Genomic DNA, 24,279 nt, shown 5'->3' on the forward strand with positions numbered 1-24,279 from the left:
GCATGACACACGGCGGGGCGATGCCAACTCGCTTATTTGCTGGCCCGGAGCGCCGCCTGCGCCGCTGCGAGGCGCGCGATCGGCACGCGGTAAGGCGAACAGCTGACGTAATCGAGCCCGGTCTTCTCGCAGAAGGCGATCGAGGCCGGGTCGCCGCCGTGCTCGCCGCAGATGCCGAGCTTGAGGCCGCTGCGCGCTGCGCGGCCGCGCTCGGCCGCGAGGCTCACGAGCTGGCCGACGCCGTCCACGTCGATGCTGACGAACGGGTCTTTCGGCAGCACGCCCTTGTCGACATAGGCCGAAAGGAACTTGCCCGCGTCGTCGCGGCTGATGCCGAGTGTCGTCTGCGTGAGGTCGTTGGTGCCGAACGAGAAGAACTCGGCCTGCTCCGCGATCTCGCCCGCCATCAGCGCCGCGCGCGGCAGCTCGATCATCGTGCCGACGAGATAATCGAGCCGCTTGCCGCTCGCGGCGAACACGGCCTCGGCAGCCTTGTCGACAACGGCCTTCATCAGCTCGAACTCGCGCGTCGTCATCACGAGCGGAATCATGATTTCCGGCACCACCGCTTCGCCCGTCTCGTCGGCGACGGCGAGCGCCGCCTCGATGATGGCGCGCGCCTGCATCTCATAGATTTCGGGGTAGGTGATGCCGAGGCGGCAACCGCGATGGCCGAGCATCGGGTTGAACTCGTGCAGCTCGCCCACGCGCCGCTTCAGCACGTCGATCGATACGCCGGAAGCCTGCGCCACCTCCTGATAATCCTCCTCGCGGTGCGGCAGGAACTCGTGGAGCGGCGGATCGAGCAGACGGATCGTGACCGGCAGGCCGGACATGATGCGGAAGATTTCCACGAAGTCGCTGCGCTGCTCGGGGAGCAGGCGTTCAAGCGCGGCGCGGCGGCCCTTTTCGTTTTCCGACAGGATCATCTGGCGCACCGCCGTGATGCGCGCGGGATCGAAGAACATGTGCTCGGTGCGGCAAAGTCCGATGCCCTCCGCGCCGAACTCGCGCGCCACGGCACAGTCCGCCGGGGTTTCGGCGTTGGTGCGCACCTTCATGCGGCGGCCTTTGTCCGCCCACACCATCAGCGTGCCGAAATCGCCCGCAAGCTGCGGCTGGATCGTGGCGACCTTGCCCGCCATCACCTCTCCGGTGCCGCCGTCGATGGTGAGCGTGTCGCCTTCATTGAAGCTGCGCGCGCCGATGCGCATCACGCGCGCTTCCATGTCGATGCTGAGCGCGCCCGCGCCCGAAACGCAGGGACGCCCCATGCCGCGCGCGACGACCGCCGCATGGCTGGTCATGCCGCCGCGCGCCGTCAGGATGCCGCGCGCCGCGTGCATGCCGTGAATGTCCTCAGGCGAGGTTTCGACGCGCACGAGGATCACGTCCTCGCCGAGCGCGGCCAGCCGCTCCGCCTCGTCCGCATCGAACGCGATGATGCCGGAGGCCGCGCCGGGGCTCGCTGGAAGACCCGTCGTCACCACGTCGCGCGCGGCGGCGGGATCGAGCGTCGGGTGCAGAAGCTGATCGAGCGCGCCCGGCTCGACGCGCAGGATCGCCTCTTCCTGCGTGATGAGGCCCTCTTCGGCCATGTCGACCGCGATCTTGAGCGCCGCCTTCGCCGTGCGCTTGCCGCTGCGCGTCTGCAGCATCCACAGCTTGCCGCGCTCGACGGTGAACTCGATGTCCTGCATGTCGCGGTAGTGGGTTTCGAGGAGATCGAAAACGCGCGCCAATTCCTGGTACGTCTCCGGCATCGCCTCTTCCATCGAGGCTGCCGTCGCGCCCGCCGCTTCGCGCGCGGCCTTCGTCAGGTACTGCGGCGTGCGGATGCCCGCGACGACGTCTTCACCCTGCGCGTTGATCAGGTATTCGCCGTAGTAGGCGCGCGTGCCGATGGCGGGATCGCGCGTGAAGGCGACGCCCGTTGCCGAGGTGTCGCCCATGTTGCCGAACACCATCGCCTGCACGTTCACCGCCGTGCCCCAATCGGCCGGAATGTCGTTGAGCCGCCGGTACACCTTGGCGCGCTCCGACTGCCAAGAGCCGAACACCGCCGAGATCGCGCCCCACAGCTGGTCCATCGGATCCTGCGGGAACGGGCGGCCGAGCGCTTCTTCCACCTTCGTCTTGTAGGTGGCGACGAGACGCTGCCAGTCCTCCGCGCTGAGTTCGGTGTCGAGGTTGACGCCTTTGTCTTCCTTGGCGATCTCCAGCACGTCTTCAAAGATGTAGTGATCGATGCCGAGCACCACGTCCGAATACATCTGGATGAAGCGGCGGTAGCTGTCCCACGCGAAGCGCGCGTCGCCCGAAGACGCCGCCAGCCCCTCGACGGTCGCATCGTTGAGGCCGAGGTTGAGCACTGTATCCATCATGCCCGGCATCGAGACGCGCGCGCCCGAGCGGACCGAGACAAGCAGCGGATCGGCGCTATCTCCGAAGCGCTTGCCGGTGATGCCCTCGATATGCGCGAGCCCGTTCGCGACCTGCTCACGCAGCGAATCCGGGAAGCTCTCGCCCGCCTCGTAATAATGCGTGCACATCGCCGTGGAGATCGTGAAGCCGGGAGGCACCGGCAGGCCGATCGAGGCCATGCCATCCAGATTTGCGCCCTTGCCGCCCAGCAGGTTCTTGTCGCCCTTTCCGCCATCGGAAACGCCGCCACCGAACCTGTAAACCCACTGCGTCATGTCGCTCGCTTCCTTTGTTTTCGTCGGCGGGAGGGGAGACACCCGCCGCTACCCCTCAATTCTTGAGAAATCGGCAACGCGGTGCACCGCGCTGCATACACGCACCAGCAAAGACAGGCGAAAGGCCCGCTTCCCGGGATCGCTGTCGTTAACGGTGACATCCTCGAAGAAAGCGTCGATCGGCGCGCGGAGGCTGGCGAGCGCCGCCATCGCGCCCTGGAAATTCTCCGCCGCAACCGCGCTTTCCGCCTTCGGCGCCGCATCGCTAAGCGCCGCAATCAGTGCCGCCTCCGCAGGCTCGGGCGTGTAAGAGGGCGCGTCCTGCACCTTTGCGTCATTCCGGCGAAGGCCGGAATCCATACCCACGGCCCCATGGACCCCGGCCTCCGCCGGGGTGACGGGAGGGGCGCCCTTTTTCGCTTCCGCCTTCAGGATGTTCGCCGCGCGCTTATAGCCCGCCAGTAGGTTCAGTCCGTCATCAGTACCGATGAACGCCTGCAACGCTTTCACGCGTGCGAGCAGACGGACGAGATCGTCCTCTATCAATACGGCGTCGATCAGATCGTGGCGGATTCCAGCCTCGCGCTGCTGCACCTTGAGGCGCTCGGCGAAGAAGTCGTGAATATCAAAAACCGCGAGTTGGCCAGCGTTAAAATCTTCGAGCCATGTCGACGCCGCTTCGTATTCCTCGTCTGTCATGCCCTCATAGAAGCGCTCGGATACAAAGCCCCCCGCCGTGGACATTATGAGCACTTCCAGACCAGCGCGTATCCCATTCCGCAGGATGAGCTGAATCACTCCCAATGCAGCACGACGCAGGGCAAAGGGATCTCGAGAACCCGTAGGCTTTTCCTTGATTCCAAAGAAGCCGACGATCGTATCCAGCTTGTCCGCCAGACTCACCGCCACTGTCACCGGCGCAGTCGGCACGTCGTCGCCCTGCCCGACCGGCTTGTAATGGCCGCGGATCGCGTCGGCGACTTGCGGGTCCTGTCCCTCGGCGTGGGCGTAGTAACCGCCCATCAGGCCCTGGAGTTCGGGAAATTCGCCGACCATGCCGGTGGTGAGGTCGGCCTTGCAGAGCCGCGCAGCCTGTTCGGCCAGGTCTGCATCGGCGCCTTTGACGATGCCTTCTTCGACCAGCCAGCGCGCGAGCTTCGCCACGCGCTCCACCTTGTCCGCAACCGTACCGAGCTTCTCGTGGAACACGATCTCCGAGAGCTTCTCCGCGTGCTTTGCGAGCGGCTTCTTCTTGTCCTGCTCCCAGAAGAAGCGCGCGTCTGAAAGCCGCGCTGCAAGCACCTTCTGGTTGCCTGCGACGATCGACGCGCCGCCGTCGCTCGCCACAATGTTCGCAGTGCAGACGAACGCCGGGGCGAGCTTGCCCGCCTTGTCGCGGCAGACGAAATACTTCTGGTTCTTCGCAGCGGTGAGCTGGATCACCTCCGGCGGCACATCGAGGAACGCCGGATCGAAGCGACCGAGCAACGGCACCGGCCATTCGGTGAGGCCCGCGTTCTCCTCGGCAAGCGCCGCGTCCGCCACGAGATCAAGCCCCGCGTCTGCCGCAAGACGCTCGGCAGTGTCCGCGATAATGCCCGCGCGCTCTTCCGACGACACGATCACGTGCGCAGCGCGCAGGCGCGGCGCGTAATCGTCCGCGTCCGCGATCTCGATCGCGCCGGAGGACATGAAGCGGTGGCCGAGCGTTGTCCGGCCCGAAGCAACACCCGCGATCTCGAACGGCACCACCTCGCCGCCCAAAAGCGCGACAATGCCCTTCAGCGGCCGCACCCAGCGCAGCGATTCCGTCGACAGGCTCGCCTCGCCCCAGCGCATCGACTTCGGCCACGGGAAGGCGCGCACCACGGCAGGCACGGCCTCAGCGAGCACGTCCGCCGTCTTGCGGCCGGGCTTGGCGATCACGGCGAAGTAAACGCCGTCGCGCTCTTCGAGCTGGTCCTGCGTCAGACCGGTCTTGCGCAAGAAGCCTTCGAGCGCCTGCGGCGGCGCGGAGGTGCGCGGGCCTTTCAGCTCTTCGGAAACGGCTTCCGTTTCGGCGGGGAGGCCGCGCGCGATAAGCGCAAGGCGGCGCGGCGTTACGAAGGTTTCGATGCCCTCCGCCTTCAGCCCCGCGCCCGCGATCTCGGCGGCGAGCAGGCGCGCGAGGTCGGCTGCGGCCTGCCGCTGCATCCGCGCGGGGATTTCCTCGCTGAACAGTTCGAGCAGGAAGTCGGCCATCATGCCGTCTCCAGCCAGTTGTTGACCTTCATCCAGCTTTCGCACGCCCCCTTCGCAAGGTCGCGCACGCGGCCGATGTAGGCCTGACGCTCGGCAACCGAGATGACGCCGCGCGCGTTCAGAAGATTGAAGATGTGGCTCGCCTTGATCGCCTGTTCATAGGCGGGGAGCGGCAGATCATTATCGAGCAGCGTCCGGCACATGGCCTGCGCGTCCTTGAACTGGCGGAGCAGCGCATCGGTGTCCGCGTGTTCGAAGTTGTAGGCGCTCTGCTGCTGTTCGTTCGCGAGGAACACGTCGCCGTACGTCACACCGCGCCCGTTGAAATCGAGGTCGTAGACGTTGTCGACGCCCTGAATATACATGGCGAGGCGCTCAAGCCCGTAGGTGATCTCGCCCGCCACCGGCTTGCAGTCGTAGCCGCCGACCTGCTGGAAATAGGTGAACTGCGTCACCTCCATGCCGTCGCACCAGACCTCCCAGCCGAGGCCCCACGCGCCGAGCGTCGGCGATTCCCAGTCGTCCTCCACGAAGCGGATGTCGTGCTTGGCGAGGTCTACGCCGATGGCGCGGAGGCTATCGAGGTACGCGTCCTGGATATCCGCCGGGCTCGGCTTCAGGATCACCTGGAACTGGTAGTAATGCTGCAGCCGGTTCGGATTCTCGCCGTAGCGGCCGTCGGTCGGCCGGCGCGAGGGCTGCACATAGGCTGCGTTCCACGGGTTCGGCCCCAGCGCACGAAGCGTCGTCGCCGGATGGAACGTGCCCGCGCCCATTTCCATGTCGTAAGGCTGCAGAATCACACAGCCCCGGTCACCCCAGAAACGCTGAAGCGTAAGGATGATCTCCTGAAAACTGAGTGCCACGCGCGTCCGCCCTTCGCAGGTGCAAAAAAGTCGGGTCGCGTCTAACGGGCGCGGGCCGTCCCCGCAAGCATCACGGTCCTCAGAAGTGCATCGCCAGCGACATCGTGAGCGCGTCGTTCGCGTAGCCCGAGCCGCCCTCGCGGTCGTAGTTGACGCCAAGCGCCGTGCGGCCGCCGACGTAGTTCGCGCTCGCGCCCGCGCGCCAGCCGCTGTCGAGCGAGGACTTCGATTCGAGGTAGAACGCCGCGCCGGTGGCGAGGAACTGGCCCTTGGTGGCGATCATCGTGTCGCCCGCAAGGCGGTAGATGTAGGCGCCGCGCATCTCCAGCCACAGCTCGCCGTCGCCCAGCGGGATGCCGTAGCCGAGCGCCAGTTTCGACGTGCCGCGCACGAGATCGAACGACACGCTGTCGATATCGAGGTTGAGCGCGTCCGCGCCGTCCTCGGTGTAGCCGTCCTGCTTCACCTTCAGGAAATTGATGTTGTTGCTGGGCGTGAACCGCAGCCGCTTGCCGAGCGGCATTTCGTAGCCGACGGTGAGGTTGCCCGAAAGCTGCGAGCCTGAGAACTTCGCCTCCGCCTCACGGTCCAGCCCGCCGAAGGTGATAACGCGGCGGCTGCGATAGTCGTTCATCGCATAGCCCGCGGTCGCATCCACGAACAGGCGGCCGAAGCGGACCGTCGTGTAGATGTCGCCCTGCAGGTTCTTCACGACGAGCGGGCTGTCCGAAAGCCCGTCCGGATCGATCTCGCTCGAAATGTAGCTGAGGCCGACGCCGACCGCAGCCTTCTCGCCGACGAGATAATCGCCGCCGATGGTGAGGCCGTAGGAGTTGCCGTCGAAGGCCGGGTCGTTGTCCCGCTCCTTCTTGCTGAAGAAGTTGCCGGTCTGCTGGACCCACACACCGAAGCGGGCGCGCTCCACCGCGTCGATGCCGCCGCCGTGGAACGATTGGCGGATCGTCTGCATCCGGTGGCCGAGCACGCCGAAGCCGGCGTCCTGATTGGCGATGAGCACGCGCGCCGCGGCGCTGCCGAACGTCGTCGGCGTCATCTGGCGGACGGCGGCCTGCACCGAGGCTTCATCGCGAAGCGCATTCACTGCGCTCGTCAGCGCCTGCTCCTCGCTGAGCGCACCGATCGAAGCTTCGTAGATCTTGCTGTATTCGCTGCTGAGGCCGAGTTCGCTGCCGCCCTTGCGCCGAAGGTCGATGCTGATCGAGTCGGCGTCCACGGCCACGTCGTCGACGGCGTAGATGTAAGGCACGCTGTCGGCGGTGAGGATCGTTCCGGGGTGATCGGTCGTGAGGCCGCCGCCCGCGGTGAGGACGTCGATCGTCCGCTCGCCTGCCAGCAGATCGGTGATGTTGAGCTCTATCGTGCTCGTGCCCGTGAAATTTGCCGCACCCGCGACATTAATCCCGGTGAAATCCGTGCCGACGTCGAGGATGATCTTGGAGGCGCCGGACGCGTTCAGGGTCTGGAGCGAGAGACTGTTCTGTCCCGAGAGATCGAGCGTGCCGCCGGTCATGCCGAGCGCAAGCGTGCCGCCGGTTGCGGAGAGGCCGCCGGTAACCGTGCCGCCGCTGATATTGAGCGCGTTGGTGCCGCCGCCGAAGCTGATGGCGCCAGTGACCGTCCCGCCCGTGACGTTCATCGTGTCGCTGCCCACGCCGAGGCGCACCGCGCCATCGATCGTGCCGGAGTTGGTGAGCGTGACACCCGTGCCGTTCGCCGACGTGTCGATCGCGTAAGCAGTGACATTTTCGCCGCTGAAGCCCGTCGCGTCGATCGTGCCGCTGTTCGTGATCGTGGAGACGTTTCCGGCCGAATAGATACCATAAGCGGTCCGGTTGTTGCCGTTCGCCGTCACCTCGATCGTGCCGCTGTTCGTCACGGTATTCACGGTCGCGCCCGCATCGACGCGGATGCCGTAGGCGTTGCCGCCCACACCGAAGGTGCCGTCGCTGTTCGAGGTGCGGTTGCCGCGCACGGTGATGCGGCCGCCGTTCACGATATCGGGGGCGATGCCGCCGCTTCCCACGCGAATCCCGCTCGCTGCCGCATCGATCGCGGAGGCGGTGACGCTGGAGCCCGACTGGTTGTTGATGCCGCCGCCGACACTCGCCGTGAAGCCATTGCCGCCCACCACGCGAATCGCATCGGTCTCGCGGCCCGCGGTGCTGCCGCTGGCCGTGATCGCCGAGCGGTTGACGATGCCATAGGCGTCAGCGCCCGTGCCGACATTGCCGACAACGGTGTTCGCCGTACCTGTCGCACCGGGCGACACCAGGATCGCCGGCGCGCCGCCGAGCGCCGCAACGTTACCCGCAACAAGCGTGTGCTTCGTCGTATCGACGTCGGCCGGCGCAACACGATTGCCGTTGGAATCCACATAATAGCGATCGTTGACGAAGCCGCCCCCGACCGTGCCGGAGATGAGGACGCTCGCCTTGCCTGCCACGGCGGGCACGACAGTACCGTCCGAAGTCGTCGATTGCGCCTGGCCCGTACCAATGGTGCCCGCGTTCGCGATACCGCCGCCGACCGTGCCGGTCACCGCAAGCGCGGTGCCGTCTGCGCCGGTGGCGGAAACACCGCCGGTGACCTTCACGTTGCCGGTGACTTCGCCCGACACCGAAACCGCAGTGGAGCGCGCGCCCGTCACGGAAACGCCATTCACGCCGAGGTTGCCATTGAGACGCGAGGTGACCGAGACGCCGTAAGAGTCCGTGCCGCCCACCGTGATCGAGCTGCCGCCGCCGCTCACCACATTGCCCGTGAACGCGCCCGCGCCGCCGATCAACAGGCCGACGTTGTTGGTGCCGACCGCATTGCTCGCGCCGGTGCCCGTCACCTGGATCGTGCCGTTGTTGGTGATCGTGCCCGAAAGCCCGCCAGCAGGTGCCACGACCGCGACACCGGTGCCGTTCGACTGCGTCGTCGTCTTCACGGTGCGCGAGGCGTTCACCGTCACGCTGTTGCTGGAATCGACCGTGATCGCCGTTCCGCTGGAAACGTCGACGGTGCCGTCGACGATGACATTGCCCGGCCCGCTGTTGGCGTTGGACGTCGTGATCGGCGTGTTGCGCGTGCCTGTAACGGTCAGGTCCGCTGCGACGGCCGGCCCGGCGGCGAGCGCAATCAGGGAAACGCCGGCGCAGATGTTGGCGGCGAAAGACGAGGTGACGCGGAACGTGCTCATGGGGCCCTTTCAGATACTGCCAGCAGCGTCATGCATGACCGGGAACCCACCCCACTCGGGCCCATCGGAACGCCGCACGATACCGCCTCCCTGGCGCTTCAAAACGCCTTGTGGCGGATAGGGCCAAGCCCTGCCGTCGTCAATCGCCCCATACCTGACGAAGCCGCCAGCGTGTCTTTATGCAACAGCTTTTGATAGCCTCCGCGTGGGAGGACCGGAACCACAATGCACCCGTATGTTTTTGCCGATAAGACCCCAGACAAGACCGCGATCGTCATCGCCGAAACCGGCGAAACGCTCACCTACAGAGCGCTCGAGGCGCTTTCGAACCGGGTCGCACAGCTGATCCGCGCGCACGGTCTGAAGCGCGGCGACGTGATCGCGCTGATGATGGAAAACTGTCTGGAGTTCATCCCGATCTGCTGGGGCGCGCAGCGCTCCGGCATCGTCTTCACAGCGATGTCGACCAAGCTCACGCTGGATGAGGCACAGTATATCCTCGCAGATTCCGCAGCGAAGATGCTGCTTGCGAGCCCCGGCCTCGCCGACATCGCGGCGCAGCTGGCAGTGCCCGGTCCGCGCTTTTCCGTCGGCGGCGCGATTCCCGGCTTCGAAGACTTCGGCGCTGCCGTCGCCGCAATGCCGGATACGCGCATCGCCGACGAATCGCAGGGCCGCGACATGCTCTATTCCTCGGGCACCACCGGCCGCCCCAAGGGCGTAATCGGGCCGCTTTCCGAAGGCCCTATCGACGAGGAGAGCCCGCTCTTCGTGCTGACGAAGATGATCTACCGTTTCGACGAGAACATGATCTATCTGTCGCCCGCCCCCCTCTATCACGCGGCACCGCTGCGCTATTCAATGTCGGTGCACCGCGCGGGCGGCACGCTCGTCGTGATGAAGAAGTTCGATCCGGAGCGCTATCTCGCGCTTGTCGAACAATACCGCGTCACGCACACGCAGCTCGTGCCGACGATGTTCGTGCGGATGCTGAAGCTGCCTGATGAGACCCGCGCGCGCTACGACCTCTCCAGCCTCAGGATCGCGATCCATGCAGCCGCGCCCTGTCCCGTGGAGGTCAAACGCCGCATGATCGACTGGTGGGGCGAGACGATCTACGAATATTACGCCTCCACCGAAAGCGCCGGCTTCTGCGCCGTCGGTCCGCAGGAATGGCTGAAGAAGCCGGGAACGGTGGGCCGTTCGCTCCTCGGCGAGATTCGCATTCTCGACGAGGACGACAATGTGCTGCCGCCGGGGCGCGAGGGCCGCATCTACTTCGCGGGCGGCGGCGAGTTCGCCTATCACAACGATCCCGAGAAGACGAAAAGCGTCCAGCACAAGGAACACGGCGCCACCTTCGGCGACATCGGCTATCTCGACGAGGACGGCTATCTCTTCCTTACCGACCGCGCCGCCTACATGATCATCACCGGCGGCGTGAACGTCTATCCGCAGGAAGCCGAGAATGTGCTCGTCATGCATCCCAAGGTGTCGGACGTCGCCGTATTCGGCGTGCCCCACGAGGAGATGGGCGAGGAGGTGAAGGCAGTCGTGCAGCCGCGCGACTGGGCAGATGCGGGGCCGGACCTGGAAGCCGAGCTCATCGCCTTCACCCGCGCGCACCTCAGCCATGTCAAATGCCCGCGCTCGGTCGATTTCGAGGCTGAGCTGCCGCGTCATGACACGGGCAAGCTCTACAAGCGCCTGCTCAAGGACCGTTACGCACGGAAACAATGACGCGCAAAGGAAACGGGGGCGCCGCACCGGACGCCCCCGAGGCCATTCAGTCCATGCTCAGCCGCGACGACGGCGCCGCAGGCCCACACCGAGAAGGCCGAGCCCGAACAGGCCCATCATTCCGGGTTCCGGCACATCGACGACCGGCGGTTCGGGATCGGGATCCGGCGCGACATCTTCCGTGATGCCCGCATAAAGCACGAAGCTCTGGCTGTAATTGTAGAATCCGAACGACCCGTTGTCGAACGCGGCAAGCCCAGCTTCGGCAGCCGTCAGGCTCAGCTCCAGAACGCCGCCCACCTTCACCTGAATGAGGTCCGGCAGGAAGATCAGATCGAACGTATATTCGGCATTGTCGTCCCAACCGGTGGAGCCGAGCGTCGTCCCCCGCTTCAGTTCGTTCACGACGCCTTCGTGGCCCCAGAAATCGTATTCGGACGCTGCGGCCGCGTTTCCGGAAACGTGGGAGATGGACAGCCCCTCGTACGCCATATTGCCGGAGAACTGATCCGCCTGTTTCCAGTCGATCAGGATGAAATTGGCACTCAACGAATTGATTTCGCCGTCGCTGTAGCCGAGCACGAAGCCGACATAATCGTCGTCACCCGTCGTCGTGACCTTGATCGAGCCGGAGAGCGCAAGGCCCTGCGCGCTGGCACCGTCCTTGAAGAAGATCGTCGGCAGCCCGTTCACGGTCTGCAACACTGAATCGTTTCCGGGCTGCACAGCCCAGTTTGCATTCCCGGCCACATCGTCGAGTACGTCAGCCTGCCACCCCGTGAGGTCGACAGGGGCAGCGATTGCCGGTGTTGTCAGCAGCGCCGACGCACAGGCCAATAATTTCAAGCGCATTTTTCGTCCCCTTCCAGCGGACGCGAACCAGCACGCGCCCTCTTTGGGCAGTGAATGCAGGATCGATGCCAAGGCTGGCTTTCCTATATTTTCAAAGAGAAAATAATAATCCTTTTTGAAAATTATTTTGATTCTGTAAGAAATTCCGACGGTTCTGGCAGAGCCCCGACCGCATCACTATGTTCCCCTCATGATATCGCGATTGAAAGCGGCGCTCGGCGCCTTCATGCTCATCGCCTGCACGGCGCAGTCCCCAGGAAAAGCACAGGAGGAAGCCCCGCCGGCATCCGCTGGCGCTTCTGTCGCGAAAGGTCCGGCGCTGTGGGCGGTGAAGGACGCCGACACGACGATCTATCTGTTCGGCACGATCCACATGCTGCCCGAAGGCACCGAGTGGCTTGTGCCGCCGATCGCGAAGGCGTTCGATGCCGCCGATACGCTCGTACTCGAGGTGCTCGGCACCACCGATCCGAAGGTAACGACACCGATCATCCTCAAGATGGGCTACACGCCCGGCCTGCCGCCGCTCGCCGAGCGCGTTCCGGCCGACGAGCGCGACGAGCTTGCCGCCGCCATCACGCACGCGGGTGTTCCGCCACAGGCGCTTGATGCGATGGAAACCTGGCTTGCCAGCATGTCGCTCTCCACCGCGCGCATCCAGAAGCTCGGCTACGGTATCGAGGGCGGCGTCGAATATCAGCTGTCCGCGCGCGCCACTGCGCAGCGCAAGCGGATCGAGGCGCTGGAGACGATGACCGAGCAGCTCGGCTTCTTCGATACGCTGCCGGAGGCCGAACAGCGCGCGCTCCTCGTCAACTCCCTCGACGACATCGATGAGATCGACACCGTCATCAAAAACGCCGTGAAGAGCTGGCAGGCGGGCGATGTCGACGCGGTCGCCGCGCTGCTTGAGGACGACACGCGCGATTCCCCCGGCCTCGCCAAGCGGCTGCTCACCGACCGCAATCTCAACTGGGCAAACTGGATCGAGAAGCGCCTCGAAACCACGCCGGGCACCGTATTCATCGCCGTCGGCAGCGGGCACCTTGCGGGCAAGGACAGCGTGCAATCGATGCTGGAGGCGAAGGGCCTCAAGGTCGAGCGGCTGAACTAAGCCGAATCCCTTGCATTTCCGCGCTTCGGCGTGTAGGGGCACCGCTTCCCGAGCGGCTGGTCATCCCTGGAGGCGGCCGCGGGGATCGAGAAAATGGAGAAATACACATGAGTGAAGCGCTGAAGCTCGCGGCTGAAGCGCGCGACCGGGCAGGCAAGGGAGCCTCCCGTGCAATCCGTCGCGAAGGCCGCGTACCCGCCGTGATTTACGGCAACAAGAAGGAACCCGTGCAGGTCCACGTCGAGGCGAAAGCCCTTGTGAAGCTGCTCCAGACCGGTCACTTCCTCAGCTCCGTGGTGGAGCTGGAAGTCGGCGGCAAGACGGAGCGCACGCTGCCGCGTGACGTACAGTTCCACCCGGTCACGGATCGTCCGATCCACGTCGACTTCCTGCGCCTGTCGAAAGACGCGCGCGTTACGGTCGCCGTTCCGGTGCGCTTCACCGACGAAGAAGAATCGCCCGGCATCAAGCGCGGCGGCGTTCTCAACATCGTCCGCCACGAAGTCGAGCTGGTCTGCCCGGCCGATGCGATCCCGGACGAGATCGTGGCGTCGCTGAAGGGTCTCGATGTGGGCGAATCGCTGCACATCTCCGCCTTCAATCTCTCGGCAAAGCTGAAGCCGGTGATCGACGACCGCGACTTCACCGTCGCCACCATCGTCGCGCCGTCGGCGCTGCGCTCGAGCGAAGATGCCGAATCCGCCGCCGAGGGCGAAGGCGAAGCCGCCTGATCTTAGAACGCCCGGCCTTCGCGCCGGGCGTTTCTAAACGCGATGCAGCTGTTCGTCGGCCTCGGCAATCCGGGGAGCGAGTATGCGCTTCACCGGCACAACGTCGGCTTCATGGCTGCCGATACCATCGCCGATGTCCATCGCTTCGGCCCGTGGACGAAGAAGTTCAAGGGGCTGATCGCGGACGGCCGCATCGGCAACGCGCGCGTGCTGCTGCTGAAGCCGCAAACCTTCATGAACGACAGCGGCCGCAGCGTCGGCGAAGCGCTCCGCTTCTACAAACTGTCCACGGGCGACGTGACGGTGTTCTACGACGAGCTCGATCTTGCGCCCATGAAGGTGAAGGTGAAAACGGGTGGCGGTGCGGCGGGCCACAACGGCATCCGCTCGATCGCCGCGCACATCGGCGAGGATTTTCGCCGCGTCCGTATCGGCATCGGCCACCCGGGCGAAAAGGCGCGAGTGACGGGCCATGTGCTCGGCAACTATGCGAAGACGGAAATGGAACCGCTCGCCGACCTCCTTGGCGCCATCGCGCGCGAGGCAAGGTGGCTTGCGGAAGGCGACGACGCGCGCTTCATGAACGACGTGGCGCTTGCCATGCAAACGAACGGAAAGGCCTGATCTGATGGGTTTCAAGTGCGGTATCGTGGGCCTGCCCAACGTCGGCAAATCGACATTGTTCAATGCGCTGACCGAAACGGCCGCCGCCGCCGCGGCGAACTTCCCGTTCTGCACGATCGAGCCCAACGTGGGCCAGGTTCCGGTTCCCGACCCCCGCCTTTACAAGCTCGCCGAGATCGCCGGCTCGCAGAAGGTCATCGAAACGCAACTCGCCTTCGTCGACATCGCGGGCCTCGTGCGCGGCGCCTCGAAGGGCGAAGGCCTCGGCAACCAGTTCCTCGGCAACATCCGCGAGGTGGACGCCATCGTCCACGTGCTGCGCTGCTTCGAGAACGGCGACATCACCCACGTCGATGGCCGCGTCGACCCGATCGCCGACGCCGAGACTGTCGAGACCGAGCTGATGCTCTCCGACATCGAGAGCCTTGAGCGCCGCGTGCCCGCGCTCGTCAAGAAGGGGCAGGGCGGCGACAAGGAAGCGAAGGTCGCGGGCGCCGTGCTCGGCCGCGCGCTCGATGTTCTGAAAGAGGGCAAGCCCGCGCGCATGGTCGAAGCGAAGGACGAGGAAGAGGCCCGCGTGCTCGCGCAGGCGCAGCTCCTCACCGCGAAGCCCGTGCTCTATGTCTGCAACGTCGGCGAAGGCGAAGCCGCAACCGGCAACGCGCTCTCCGAAAAGGTCGCCGCGAAGGCGAAAGCGGAAGGCGCCGCGAGCGTCGTCATTTCCGCGGCCATCGAGGCGGAAATCAGCCAGATGGACCCGACCGACCGTCCCGACTTCCTCGCCGACCTCGGCCTCACCGAAACCGGCCTCGCGCGCGTGATCCGCGCCGGATACGACCTCCTGCACCTCATCACCTTCTTCACGGTCGGCCCCAAGGAGGCCCGGGCGTGGACGGTGGAAAAAGGCGCCACCGCCCCGAATGCCGCCGGGGTCATCCACACCGATTTCGAAAAGGGCTTCATCCGCGCCGAAACCATCGCCTACGATGACTTCGTGAGCCTGGGCGGCGAGCACGGCGCAAAGGAAGCCGGGAAACTACGCCTGGAAGGCAAGGAGTATCTGGTGAAGGACGGAGACGTCCTCCACTTCCGCTTCAACGTGTAGTCATCCGCCGGTCACGAGGATCACGCAGGCAGATGGGCATGATGTACAATCACCTCCGCACCCTGTTCGCCGCGCTTTCGATCCTCGCGCTGTCCGCCTGCGCGGGCACATCGCGCCCTGTCGCGGAGGTCGCCGCCGAAGCGCGCGCGCCCGTCACCATCCTCATCTCGATTGACGGGCTGCGGCCCGATTATCTGGACCGTGGTGTTTCGCCCAACATCAACGCGCTTGCCGCATCCGGCGTGAAAGCGTCGATGCGCCCCTCGTTCCCGTCTCTCACCTTCCCGAACCACCACAGCCTCGTCACCGGGCTGCGCCCCGATCGCCACGGCATCGTCGACAACACGATGATCGACGCGCGCCGCCCCGACGTGCGCTTCACACTCGGCGATCCGCGGCAATCACTCGACCCGTTCTGGTGGGATGAGGCCGAGCCGATCTGGGTGACCGCCGAGAAGGCAGGCATCCGCACAGGTACGATGTTCTGGCCCGGCTCCGAAGTCGCCATCCACGGCGCGCGCCCGCAGGACTGGCTGCGCTACGACAAGGCGGTCAGCGGCACGCAGCGCATCAACACCGTGCTCGACTGGATGCGCCGCCCCGCCGCGATACGCCCGCGGTTCGTCACGCTCTATTTCGACACGGTGGACACCGTGGGCCACGAGCTCGGCCCCGACGCGCCGGAAACCACCGCAGCCTTCGCCGAGGTCGACCGGCTGATCGGCGAACTCATCTCTGGGCTGAAGGTGATCGGGCAGTCGGCGAACATTCTCCTCGTCTCCGATCACGGCATGGGCGCCACCGCCGACGATCGCGTCATCCGCATCGACCGCATGATCGCGCCCGATGTCGGAATGATCGTTACCGAGGGACCGCTTTCCGGCGTCAATGCCCTGCCCGGCAAGGACGCCGAGGTGGCCGCAACCCTGCTCGCGCCGCACGAGCATATGCAGTGCTGGCGGAAGAGCGCGCTGCCCGCCCACTTCGCCTACGGCAAGAACCCGCGCGTCCCCGAATTCCTCTGCCTCGCGGCGCGCGGCTGGGCGATCCAGGCACGTGACCGCGAACATATTCTGAAGGGCATGCACGGCTACGATCCCGCGGAGCCCGACATGGCGGCAGTGTTTATCGCGGCCGGCCCCGCGATCGCGAGCGGCGCCGCGCTTCCGGTGTTCGACAATGTCGACGTTTATCCGCTGCTCGCCCGCCTCGTCGGTATCGCGCCGGTCTCGAACGTCGATGGCCGCGCCGAAACGCTCAACCCATTGCTTCGGGCGGCGAACTGACGCCCCCTCGAAAAATGTGAATTTGCCTGAAGGACCTGCGCGTTATGACCGATGCCGTGAAGTATCTCGAAGACATGAATGTCGGTGATCACGCAGCCTTCGGTCACTATCCGGTAACGCGTGAGGAGGTGATCGGCTTCGCCTCGAAGTTCGATCCGCAAGCCTTCCATCTCGACGACGCGGCCGCCGCGAAAACCTACTTCGGCCGCCTCTCCGCAAGCGGTTGGCATACTTGCGCTATGACGATGCGCATGATGGTGGAAAACCTCACCGTCGGCGGTCACGCCGGGCTCGGCTCGCCGGGCGTCGACCAGATCCGCTGGCTGAAGCCGGTTTATCCCGGCGACACGCTGCGCGTTGAAACGGTGGTCACCGAGGTTCGCCCTTCGCGCAGCAAGCCTGACATCGGATCGGTGCACAGCGACATTACGGTATTTAATCAGAACGACGAGCCGGTGATGACGATGAAGTCGATCGGCCTGGTGCGGCGCCGGCCCGCGTAAGGGCCTAGTGCCCTTCGAACGCCATCAGCGTTACGGGCTCCACACCCGCAGCGCGTAGCCGATCCGCGCCGCCAAGGTCGGGCAGATCGATCGCGAACGCCGCCTGCGTCACGACACCTCCCGCGCGGCGGATGAGTTCGGCGCCGGCGATGGCCGTCCCGCCCGTGGCGATCAGATCATCGACGAGCAGCACGCGCGCGCCGGGCGCGCAGGCATCTGCGTGCATCTCCACCCGGTCCTCGCCGTATTCGAGCGCGTAATTGACGCCGATCACCGTGCCGGGGAGCTTGTTACGCTTGCGGATGAGCAGCACGCCCGCGCCTAGCCGTGGCGCGAGCGCGGCGGCGAACACGAAGCCGCGCGCCTCGATACCGGCGATGAGATCGAAAGGTCCCGCCACCGCCTCTGCCATCCGGTCGATCGTGGCCGCGAAGCCCACTGGATCGAGCAGCAGCGTGGTGATGTCGCGAAACAGGATTCCTGGCTTGGGGTGATCGGGAATCGTGCGGACGAGCGCGCGAAGGTCGGCGTTCCGGTCGCTCATTTGAGCACACGCCCCGCCACGCCGCGCAGCGTCTCCACGACCGGCGGCGGCCACAGCGCCGGATCGGTGATGATGGCGTGGTCGAGCGCATGGTCGCAGCCCTGCGGACAGGCCGCAGACGGTACCCACGCTGCCGCAACCGCCGCGACGAGCGCGCGCGCGTTGGCACTGTTGCCATGCATCACGTCGAGAATGTCGGCGACGTTCGCGCCTTCCTCGGCCGGGCGCCAGCTGTCGTAATCCGTCACCATCGCGACGCTCGCGTAGCAAAGCTCCGCCTCGCGAGCGAGCGCGGCCTCGGGCATGTTGGTCATGCCGATCACGTCAAAACCCGCCGCCACGTAAGCGCGCGATTCGGCGCGCGTGGAGAACTGCGGACCTTCCATCGCGAGGTAGGTGCCACCTGAAACGAACGGGATACCGAGCGCCTTCGCGGCTTCCGCGACGCGCGCCCCGAGCGGGCCGCAGACGGGATCGGCGAGGCTGACATGCGCGACGATGCCGTTTCCGAAGAACGATTTCACGCGGCCGCGCGTCCGGTCCACGAACTGGTCGACGAGCACGAAGGTGCCGGGGCTGAGCGCTTCCTTGAACGACCCACAGGCCGAGAGCGACAGCACGTGCGTGCAACCCGCCGCTTTCAGCGCGGCGATGTTCGCGCGGTAGGGAACCTCCGACGGCGTCAGCCGGTGGCCGCGTCCGTGGCGGGGCAGGAAGACGAGATCCACCTGCCCGAGCCGCCCGAACAGCAATTCATCGGACGGCGCGCCGAAGGGCGTATCGACCGCGCGCCAGACGACATCGGTGAGCGAGCCCAGGGCATAGAGCCCGCTGCCGCCGATGATGCCGAGCTTGCCCCCCATCGCCCGGTGCCGGGCCTAGTGCTTGATCGCCGCCCAGACCCTGCGCTTGCTCATGTAGGCAAGGCTGGTGAGGATCAGCAGGAAGACGATGACGCCAAGACCCGCCCGCTTGCGCGATTCCATCTTCGGCTCGGCCGCCCAGGTGAGGAACGCCGCAACGTCCTGCGACATCTGGTCGACGGTCGCTTCCGGCTGGCCTTCCGCATAGGTCACCTGGCCCGCGCTGAGCGGCGGTGCCATCGCGATTGCGAGGCTGTGGAAATACGGGTTGTAGTGGAGCGGCGCTTCGGGGCGACGGTCCGCCGGGAAGTCTGCCGGCGCATCCTCGAAACCGCTGATCAGCGAGTAGACGTAGTTCGAGCCGTCGGCACGCGCCTTGGTGATCAGCGAGAGATCGGGCGGCAGCGCATTGTTGTTCGCGGCGCGCGCGGCGATCTCGTTCGCATAGACGAGCGGCATCTTGTCCGACAGGATCGCTGGACGGGTCGCCGCTTCGCCGGTCTCTTGATTGATCGTCGGGACCTCGTGCACCCAGTTCTTGGCGATCGCCTTCACTTCGGCTTCGGAGAAGCCGATCTCGGTGAGGTTGCGGAACGCGACGCGGTTCAGGCTGTGGCAGGCCGAGCAGACCTCCTTGTAGACCTGGAAGCCGCGCTGCAGCTGAACGCGGTCGTAGCCGCCGAACACGCCGAGCCCGATCGGGCCGTCCCATGACCAGTGCACCTGCTTGGGGTGCTTGTGGAACGCAAGCGTCGGATCGACTTCCGTCGCTTCGCGGGGCGAGAGCGCCGCGAACAGCAGGACCACGCAGAAAACGGCGCCGATGGCGATTCCGAAAAGACGAACCATGACGTCGTGTCCCTTATTCGGCCGGCTGCGCCGCCGCCGTGGCGGGCGCGGGTTCAGATTTGCCGAGCACGGCTTCGGCGATCGAGTTGGGCAGCGGGAGCGGCCGCTCGATGCGCGAGACGATCGGCAGGATGATGAGGAAGTGCGCGAAGTAGTACATCGAAGCGATCTGGCTGATCCGCACCCACGGCTCTTCGGCAGGCTTGCCGCCGCACAGGCCGAGAATGAACAGATCGAGCATCAGCACCCAGAAGAGCTGCTTCGAAACCGGCTTGAAGCGATTCGACTTCACGTTCGAACCATCGAGCCACGGCAGGAAGAACAGCAGCAGGATCGCCGCGAACATCGCGAGCACGCCCCACAGCTTCGCCGGCAGGATGAAGTCCACCGTGAAGGCGCGCAGGATCGCGTAGAACGGCCAGAAGTACCATTCCGGAACGATGTGCGCCGGGGTCGAGATCGGGTTCGCCGGGATGTAGTTGTCCGGGTGGCCGAGATAGTTCGGCAGGAAGAACACGAACACCGAGAAGAGGATCAGGTAGACGCCCGCGCCGAACAGATCCTTCGTCGTGAAATAGGGGTGGAACGGCAGCGTGTCCGCCGGGCCCTTCACGTCGATGCCGGTCGGGTTGTTCGAACCCGGGATGTGCAGCGACCAGATCTTCAGGATGACGACACCCGCGATCACGAACGGCAGCAGGTAGTGCAGGCTGAAGAAGCGGTTGAGCGTGGCGTTATCGACCGCGAAACCGCCGAGCAGCAGCGTCACGATCTTGTCGCCGACCACCGGAATGGCCGAGAACAGGTTGGTGATCACGGTCGCGCCCCAGAAGCTCATCTGGCCCCACGGCAGCACGTAGCCCATGAAACCCGTGGCCATCATGAGCAGCAGGATCACGACGCCAAGCATCCACACGAGCTCGCGCGGCGCCTTGTAGCTGCCGTAGTAGAGCCCGCGGAAGATGTGGATGTAGACCACGATGAAGAAGAAGCTCGCCCCGTTGGCGTGCGCGTAGCGGAGCAGCCAGCCGTAGTTCACGTCGCGCATGATGTGCTCGACCGAATCGAAAGCGACGAGCGTGTTCGCGCCGAAATGCATGGCGAGCACGATGCCAGTGACGATCTGGATCAAGAGCGCGAGGCCCGAGAGAACGCCGAAGTTCCACCAGTAGTTGATGTTGCGCGGAACCGGATAGCCGGCGCCCACGCTGTTGTAGACGAGGCGCGGCAGCGGCAGGCGCGAATCCAGCCACTGCATGAACGGGTGCTTCGGCTGATAGTGGTTTGCCCAGGGAAAGCTCATCGCTGGTTATCCAATCTGAACGCGCGTGTCGGACGTGAAGGCGTACTCAGGCACTTCGAGATTCTTCGGTGCCGGGCCTTTGCGGATGCGCGCCGCGGTGTCGTAGTGCGAACCGTGGCAGGGGCAGAAGTAGCCGCCGTAGTCGCCGCGATTCTCGCCTTCCGCAGCGCCGAGCGGCACGCAGCCGAGGTGGGTGCAGACGCCGAGCGTGATCAGCCAGTTCGCTTTGCCTTCCTTGGTACGCTCCGCGAGCGTCTGCGGATCGCGCAGGTCCGAAATCGGCACCTTGTTCGCCTCGGCGATCTCGGCGGGCGTCAGGTTGCGCACGAACACGGGCTTGCCGCGCCAGTTGAGCTTGATCGCCTGCCCTGCCGCGACCGGTGCGAGATCGACCTCGATCGAGGCGAGCGCCAGCACGTCGGCGGACGGATTCATCTGGTCCACGAGCGGCCAGGCGGCCGCCGCTGCGCCGACGCCCACAAAGGCGCCGGTTGCGACATGGATGAAGTCGCGGCGGCGCACGCCTTCATCGGTGATCGGATGACCGGTGGTGTCTTCGACTGTCGTCATTCACTAACCCCGCGCGCGGGAGATATTCGGGCATGCTCCGCCCGAACGCCCCCTTAGGTTCGATGCTTGGGCGCCTGATAGCCGCCGATGGCCCTTGGCCGCAATGGTCAAAATTGGCGCATTGCTGTCGAGGCATGGCTGGGCTAGCGCAAGGCGCCATGCGCATCGCCCTTTTCCAGCCCGATCTGCCGCCCAACGTCGGCACGCTGGTGCGGATGGGCGCGTGTCTCGGCCTTGCTGTGGATATCATCCGTCCGTGTGGCTTTCCGCTCGGACGTGAGGCGCTTCGCCGCAGTGCGATGGACTATTTCGAGCAGGCGGAAATCCATATCCATGCCGATTGGGCCGCGTTTCAGGATGGCGTGCCCGGCCGACGCGTGCTGCTGACCACCAAGGCCTCGGTGCCCTACACGGATGCCGCCTATTTGCCGGACGATGTGCTGGTGGTGGGGCAGGAATCGGTCGGCGCCCCCGATTTCGTGCATGATGCCGCCGCGCTTCGTGTCCGTATCCCGATGAAGCCGGGTCTCCGCTCGCTGAACGTCGCGCTTGCCGCCGCGATGGTGGCGGGCGAGGCCCTCAGACAGACAGGATTCTCTCCCAAATGACGACTTTCGACGCCCGCCAGACTGCCGCCGCCGACTGGTTCCGAACCCTTCGCGACCGCATCTGCGCAGCTTTCGAAGCGCTTGAGGACGATCTCGGCGGCGATGCCGCGCCCGGCCGATTCGAACGCAGGACCTGGGACCGCGCCGATCATACGGGCGCGCCCGGCGGCGGCGGCACGATGTCGGTGATGAAGGGTCGCGTGTTCGAGAAGGTCGGGGTCAACATCTCCACCGTTCACGGCGCGTTCGATCCCGAGTTCGCGAAAACGATCCCCGGCGCTGCCGAAGACCCGCGCTTTTTTGCCACAGGCATCAGCCTCGTCGCGCACATGGTGAACCCGCATGTGCCCGCCGTTCACATGAACACGCGCTATCTCGTAACGACGAAAGCGTGGTTCGGCGGCGGCGCTGACCTCAATCCGCCGATTCCCGTGGAGGCGGACACCGCCGACTGGCACGCCGCCTTCAAGGCCAGCTGCGACCGCCACGACCCCGAATATTTCGCGCGCTTCAAGGCGTGGTGCGACGAGTATTTCTTCATCAAGCACCGGAACGTGGCGCGCGGGCAGGGCGGGATCTTCTACGACCAGCTCGCGAGCGGGGACTGGGACGCGGACTTCGCCTTCACCCGCGACGTCGGCGAAACGTTCCTCGGCATCTACCCGGAGCTTGTCCGCCGCCACATGCATGAAGACTGGACGGCGGAAGACCGCGCCCGCCAGCTCGCCTACCGGGGCCTCTATACGGAATTCAACCTCGTCTACGACCGGGGAACGCTGTTCGGGCTCAAGACCGGCGGCAACATCGACGCGATCCTGATGAGCCTGCCGCCGGTTGCAACCTGGAGCTAGGCCGCCAGCTGGCGGTAGATGTTGGCGGACAGCACCGAGACGAAGACGCTGAACACGGCGCCAACGATGGAGATCAGAAGCTCGGTGAGGAAGGACGGGTCGTCCGGCGTACCGCCCGTGGCGGCCATCCCGATCGCGCCGACGAGCCCGCTCAGGATCGCGAAGATCAGCACGAACACCGCGAAGATCGCGAAAATACGCCCGACACTCCCGGCCGTCATCGCCCAGCTGCGGCGCAGCGCCTCGCCGGCACGGGCATTCTCGGCCGCGATGATCGCTGCGAGCAGCGACAGGCGGAGCGCGAAATAGACGGCAATCGCCGTGAGGAGCAGCAGAAGCGTGCTCGTGGCCACCGATGCCTGCTGCGCGCCCGCCAGATAGAGGACGCCGACCGGCATGAAGACGACGACGACAGCAAGGCTCGCCACGATGATGCGCGGTGTCAGCCCCACGGCGCGGCGAATCGCCGATCCGGCATCGATATTGGGAAACAGCACGAGCAGCACGATGGCTGCCTGCCCGATCACGCCGATGAGCCCGCCCACCGCCTGCGCGAGCTGCGCATTCTGCTCGCCGAGCGCCTTTTCGTCGGCGAAGCGCGCGATCAGCAGGGAGGGCATGAATACGAAGGCTGCGGCCGGCAGCGCGAATTCGCCGAAGCGGCGCTGCACGTCAGCGATCGTGTCGGTCCAGGCCTTGCCGATCGCTAGCGCCACGCGTCACTCCCCCAATTTTGAAAACGAACGCCGGTTCAGGCGGCGTGCGGAACGCCCTTTTGGACGAGCAGATCGTGCAGCTCGCCCGATTCGAACATTTCCATCATGATGTCGCTGCCGCCCACGAACTCGCCCTTCACATAGAGCTGCGGGATTGTCGGCCAGTCGCTGAACGCCTTGATGCCCTGCCTAAGCTCGGCATCCTGCAGCACGTCCGCGCTGTCGTATTCGACGCCAAGGTGCTCGAGGATCGCAACGGCGCGGCTCGAAAAGCCGCACTGCGGGAACAGCGGCGTGCCCTTCATGAACAGCACGACGTCGCTGCCGTTCACCTTCTCGGCGATTCGGGTGTTGATATCGGTCATGTCTTGCTCCTCGTCCGGCTCAGGCCGGAACCTCGGTGGTCAGCTGCAAGGCGTGCAGTTCGCCGCCCATGCGGCCGCCAAGCGCCGCATAGACCATCTGGTGTTGGCGGACGCGCGGCAGGCCCCGGAACGCCTCCGAAACCACGCGCGCCGCATAATGATCGCCGTCGCCGGCAAGGTCGGTGATCTCCACGACCGCATCGGGCAGCGCCGCCCGGATCATGTCTTCAATCGCGCCTGCGTCCATCGGCATGGCGCGGCCCTCAGACTTCCTCGATGAATTGGCGGCGCGCCTCGACGAGTTTTTCCTCCATCGCGCGGCGCACTTCGTGCTCGGTGACCTCTACGCCCTTGGCAGTCAGGTCGCCGTAGACCTTGCGGAACACGTCGTCATCACCGGCTTCCTCGAAGTCGGCAGCCACCACCTCGCGTGAATAGGCATCCGCCTCCGCGGTGTTCAGCCCGAGCTTTTCCGCAGCCCAGTTGCCGAGCAGACGGTTGCGCCGCGCCGTGACCTTGAACTGCAGCTCGGCATCGCGCGCGAAGCGATTCTCGAAAGCCTTTTCGCGGTCGTTGAAATTGGTCATGACGGGCGTATGTCCTTCCTTGGCTGGCAAGCCGGTTATCGGGGCTTAGATAGAGAG

23 protein-coding genes are annotated in these 24,279 nt (G+C 65.5%); 9 read left to right on the forward strand and 14 right to left on the reverse strand.

Going from position 1 to position 24,279, the window contains the following annotated elements; genetic code table 11:
• Positions 1–32: 32 nt before the first annotated feature.
• From ppdK to DFR51_RS11035, 4 genes are all read right to left on the reverse strand, one after another.
• Positions 33–2,699, reverse strand: coding sequence for a pyruvate, phosphate dikinase (gene ppdK, locus DFR51_RS11020; protein ID WP_121051573.1), 2,667 nt, complete (start codon positions 2,697–2,699; stop codon positions 33–35).
• A 48-nt stretch (positions 2,700–2,747) separates the two neighbouring features.
• Positions 2,748–4,940, reverse strand: a complete 2,193-nt coding sequence (gene glyS / locus DFR51_RS11025) for a glycine--tRNA ligase subunit beta (RefSeq protein WP_121051068.1) — start codon at positions 4,938–4,940, stop codon at positions 2,748–2,750.
• Positions 4,940–5,806: a glycine--tRNA ligase subunit alpha gene (locus DFR51_RS11030; RefSeq protein WP_121051070.1), complete on the reverse strand. Its 867-nt coding sequence runs from the start codon at positions 5,804–5,806 to the stop codon at positions 4,940–4,942. The genes glyS and DFR51_RS11030 overlap by 1 nt, the downstream gene beginning before the upstream one ends.
• Positions 5,807–5,885: 79 nt before the next feature.
• Positions 5,886–9,011: an autotransporter outer membrane beta-barrel domain-containing protein gene (locus DFR51_RS11035; RefSeq protein ID WP_121051072.1), complete on the reverse strand. Its 3,126-nt coding sequence runs from the start codon at positions 9,009–9,011 to the stop codon at positions 5,886–5,888.
• Positions 9,012–9,236: 225 nt separating this feature from the next.
• On the opposite strand from DFR51_RS11035, the gene DFR51_RS11040 reads away from it, so the two are divergent.
• Positions 9,237–10,751, forward strand: coding sequence for an AMP-binding protein (locus DFR51_RS11040; RefSeq protein ID WP_121051074.1), 1,515 nt, complete (start codon positions 9,237–9,239; stop codon positions 10,749–10,751).
• 57 nt (positions 10,752–10,808) lie between these two features.
• Here the strand turns inward: DFR51_RS11040 and DFR51_RS11045 are convergent, their stop codons facing one another.
• Positions 10,809–11,603: a PEP-CTERM sorting domain-containing protein gene (locus DFR51_RS11045; RefSeq protein ID WP_121051076.1), complete on the reverse strand. Its 795-nt coding sequence runs from the start codon at positions 11,601–11,603 to the stop codon at positions 10,809–10,811.
• A 190-nt stretch (positions 11,604–11,793) separates the two neighbouring features.
• Between DFR51_RS11045 and DFR51_RS11050 the strand changes: the two genes are divergently transcribed.
• From DFR51_RS11050 to DFR51_RS11075, 6 genes are all read left to right on the forward strand, one after another.
• A complete protein-coding gene (locus DFR51_RS11050) occupies positions 11,794–12,717 on the forward strand; it encodes a TraB/GumN family protein (RefSeq protein WP_121051078.1) in 924 nt (307 codons plus the stop codon).
• 107 nt (positions 12,718–12,824) lie between these two features.
• A complete protein-coding gene (locus DFR51_RS11055) occupies positions 12,825–13,448 on the forward strand; it encodes a 50S ribosomal protein L25/general stress protein Ctc (RefSeq protein WP_121051080.1) in 624 nt (207 codons plus the stop codon).
• 42 nt (positions 13,449–13,490) lie between these two features.
• Positions 13,491–14,072, forward strand: coding sequence for an aminoacyl-tRNA hydrolase (gene pth / locus DFR51_RS11060; RefSeq protein WP_121051082.1), 582 nt, complete (start codon positions 13,491–13,493; stop codon positions 14,070–14,072).
• Between the two features lie 4 nt (positions 14,073–14,076).
• The gene (gene ychF, locus DFR51_RS11065; RefSeq protein WP_121051084.1) at positions 14,077–15,177 is read left to right on the forward strand and encodes a redox-regulated ATPase YchF; all 1,101 of its coding nucleotides are present in this window, start codon (positions 14,077–14,079) and stop codon (positions 15,175–15,177) included.
• A 38-nt stretch (positions 15,178–15,215) separates the two neighbouring features.
• Positions 15,216–16,463 carry an alkaline phosphatase family protein gene (locus tag DFR51_RS11070; protein WP_121051575.1) on the forward strand — a complete coding sequence of 416 codons (1,248 nt, stop codon included), beginning with the start codon at positions 15,216–15,218 and terminating at the stop codon, positions 16,461–16,463.
• Between the two features lie 56 nt (positions 16,464–16,519).
• Complete coding sequence (locus DFR51_RS11075) at positions 16,520–16,966, forward strand: MaoC family dehydratase (protein WP_121051577.1); 447 nt, start codon at positions 16,520–16,522, stop codon at positions 16,964–16,966.
• Positions 16,967–16,970: 4 nt separating this feature from the next.
• On the opposite strand, the gene DFR51_RS11080 is transcribed toward DFR51_RS11075, so the two are convergent.
• From DFR51_RS11080 to petA, 5 genes are read right to left on the reverse strand one after another with little or no spacing between them, the layout of a single operon-like run.
• Positions 16,971–17,510 (reverse strand): adenine phosphoribosyltransferase, encoded by a 540-nt coding sequence (locus tag DFR51_RS11080; RefSeq protein ID WP_121051086.1) that lies wholly within the window; start codon positions 17,508–17,510, stop codon positions 16,971–16,973.
• The gene (gene mtnP / locus DFR51_RS11085; RefSeq protein ID WP_121051088.1) at positions 17,507–18,373 is read right to left on the reverse strand and encodes an S-methyl-5'-thioadenosine phosphorylase; all 867 of its coding nucleotides are present in this window, start codon (positions 18,371–18,373) and stop codon (positions 17,507–17,509) included. The genes DFR51_RS11080 and mtnP overlap by 4 nt, the downstream gene beginning before the upstream one ends.
• 15 nt (positions 18,374–18,388) lie before the next feature.
• Positions 18,389–19,222: a cytochrome c1 gene (locus DFR51_RS11090; RefSeq protein WP_121051090.1), complete on the reverse strand. Its 834-nt coding sequence runs from the start codon at positions 19,220–19,222 to the stop codon at positions 18,389–18,391.
• A gap of 13 nt (positions 19,223–19,235) precedes the next feature.
• The gene (locus DFR51_RS11095; RefSeq protein WP_121051092.1) at positions 19,236–20,525 is read right to left on the reverse strand and encodes a cytochrome b; all 1,290 of its coding nucleotides are present in this window, start codon (positions 20,523–20,525) and stop codon (positions 19,236–19,238) included.
• A gap of 6 nt (positions 20,526–20,531) precedes the next feature.
• Positions 20,532–21,095 (reverse strand): ubiquinol-cytochrome c reductase iron-sulfur subunit, encoded by a 564-nt coding sequence (gene petA, locus DFR51_RS11100; protein ID WP_121051094.1) that lies wholly within the window; start codon positions 21,093–21,095, stop codon positions 20,532–20,534.
• A 158-nt stretch (positions 21,096–21,253) separates the two neighbouring features.
• Here petA and DFR51_RS11105 point away from each other — a divergent pair, with 158 nt between their 5' ends.
• Together DFR51_RS11105 and hemF are read left to right on the forward strand one after the other, a co-directional pair.
• Complete coding sequence (locus DFR51_RS11105) at positions 21,254–21,703, forward strand: tRNA (cytidine(34)-2'-O)-methyltransferase (RefSeq protein WP_121051096.1); 450 nt, start codon at positions 21,254–21,256, stop codon at positions 21,701–21,703.
• Complete coding sequence (gene hemF / locus DFR51_RS11110) at positions 21,700–22,554, forward strand: oxygen-dependent coproporphyrinogen oxidase (RefSeq protein WP_121051098.1); 855 nt, start codon at positions 21,700–21,702, stop codon at positions 22,552–22,554. Before DFR51_RS11105 ends, hemF begins: the two co-directional genes overlap by 4 nt.
• Here the strand turns inward: hemF and DFR51_RS11115 are convergent.
• The 4 genes from DFR51_RS11115 to DFR51_RS11130 are packed head-to-tail and all read right to left on the reverse strand — an operon-like array spanning position 22,551 to position 24,222.
• Positions 22,551–23,270: a DUF7847 domain-containing protein gene (locus DFR51_RS11115; protein WP_121051100.1), complete on the reverse strand. Its 720-nt coding sequence runs from the start codon at positions 23,268–23,270 to the stop codon at positions 22,551–22,553. The genes hemF and DFR51_RS11115 overlap by 4 nt on opposite strands.
• Positions 23,271–23,305: 35 nt before the next feature.
• Complete coding sequence (gene grxD, locus DFR51_RS11120) at positions 23,306–23,635, reverse strand: Grx4 family monothiol glutaredoxin (protein WP_121051102.1); 330 nt, start codon at positions 23,633–23,635, stop codon at positions 23,306–23,308.
• A gap of 19 nt (positions 23,636–23,654) precedes the next feature.
• Positions 23,655–23,888, reverse strand: a complete 234-nt coding sequence (locus DFR51_RS11125; RefSeq protein WP_121051104.1) for a BolA family protein — start codon at positions 23,886–23,888, stop codon at positions 23,655–23,657.
• Between the two features lie 10 nt (positions 23,889–23,898).
• Positions 23,899–24,222, reverse strand: a complete 324-nt coding sequence (locus DFR51_RS11130; protein WP_121051106.1) for a DUF1476 domain-containing protein — start codon at positions 24,220–24,222, stop codon at positions 23,899–23,901.
• Positions 24,223–24,279: the final 57 nt, after the last annotated feature.

This window comes from Sphingosinicella microcystinivorans (assembly GCF_003634215.1).
In the GTDB taxonomy this organism is placed as follows: domain Bacteria; phylum Pseudomonadota; class Alphaproteobacteria; order Sphingomonadales; family Sphingomonadaceae; genus Sphingosinicella; species Sphingosinicella microcystinivorans.